Here is a 1,526-nt window from a genome sequence, read left to right on the forward strand (position 1 = left end):
GTACTATCGGTCCGAAAACCGAATCTGAAGAGATGCTGACTCAACTGCTGGAAGCGGGCATGAACGTCATGCGCCTGAACTTCTCTCACGGGGATTATGCCGAACATGGTCAGCGCATCACCAACATGCGTGCCGTCATGGAAAAAACCGGTCGCCAGGCCGCGATTCTGCTGGACACCAAAGGCCCGGAAATCCGTACCATGAAACTGGACGGTGGCAACGATGTGTCCCTGAAAGCTGGCCAGACCTTCACCTTCACCACCGATCAGTCAGTGATTGGTAACAGCGAGCGCGTTGCCGTTACTTACGCCGGTTTCACCGAAGACCTGAAAATTGGTAACACCGTGCTGGTCGACGATGGTCTGATCGGCATGGAAGTCACCGAAGTCACGGAAAACACCGTGGTGTGTAAAGTGCTGAACAATGGCGACCTTGGCGAAAACAAAGGCGTCAACCTGCCGGGCGTGTCCATTCAGCTGCCGGCGCTGGCGGAAAAAGACAAGCGTGATCTGATCTTCGGCTGCGAGCAAGGCGTGGATTTCGTTGCGGCTTCCTTCATCCGTAAACGTTCTGACGTGCTGGAAATCCGTGAGCACCTGAAAGCCCACGGCGGTGAGCACATTCAGATCATCTCCAAGATCGAAAACCAGGAAGGCCTGAACAACTTCGACGAGATCCTGGAAGCCTCTGACGGCATCATGGTCGCGCGTGGTGACCTCGGTGTGGAAATCCCGGTTGAAGAAGTGATCTTCGCGCAGAAGATGATGATCAAGAAGTGTAATAAAGCGCGCAAAGTGGTAATCACCGCGACGCAGATGCTGGATTCCATGATCAAGAACCCGCGCCCTACCCGTGCTGAAGCCGGCGACGTGGCCAACGCCATCCTCGACGGCACCGACGCGGTGATGCTGTCCGGTGAGAGCGCCAAGGGTAAATACCCGCTGGAGTCGGTCACCATCATGGCGACCATCTGCGAGCGTACCGATCGCGTGATGAAATCGCGCATTGATTCCCTGCAGGATTCGCGCAAGCTGCGTATCACTGAAGCAGTGTGCCGTGGCGCCGTTGAGACCGCTGAGAAACTGGAAGCGCCGGTGATTGTGGTGGCGACCGAAGGCGGTAAGTCAGCTAAATCCGTGCGTAAATACTTCCCGGATGCCACCATTCTGGCCCTGACCACTAACCAGACCACTGCGCGTCAGCTGATCCTCAGCAAAGGGATTGAAACGCGTCTGGTGAGCGAAATCGCCTCGACCGATGATTTCTACCGCATCGGCAAAGAGATGGCGCTGCAGAGCGGCTACGCGCAGAAAGGCGATGTCGTGGTGATGGTTTCGGGTGCGCTGGTACCGAGCGGAACCACCAACACCGCGTCGGTGCACGTACTCTGATCGAGCCGGTGATGTTTATTTAAAAGAGCGCCTTTCGGGGCGCTTTTTTTTATTCCGCGCCTAAGACAGAAAGCGGAAAATTCCAATCGATAATAACTATTCAATATCCCGCACAATTAAGGTTAGTCCGATTAA

The 1,526-nt window shown here is 55.2% G+C and carries 1 protein-coding gene; it reads left to right on the forward strand.

Annotation, left to right across the window (positions count from 1 at the left end):
• On the forward strand, positions 1 to 1,391 hold a 1,391-nt coding region (gene pykF / locus QMM04_RS22425; protein ID WP_282997099.1), incomplete at its 5' end, for a pyruvate kinase PykF.
• Between the last annotated feature and the right edge of the window lie 135 nt (positions 1,392 to 1,526).

It is taken from the genome of Pantoea sp. Pa-EAmG, assembly GCF_030024295.1.
Lineage (GTDB): Bacteria > Pseudomonadota > Gammaproteobacteria > Enterobacterales > Enterobacteriaceae > Pantoea > Pantoea dispersa.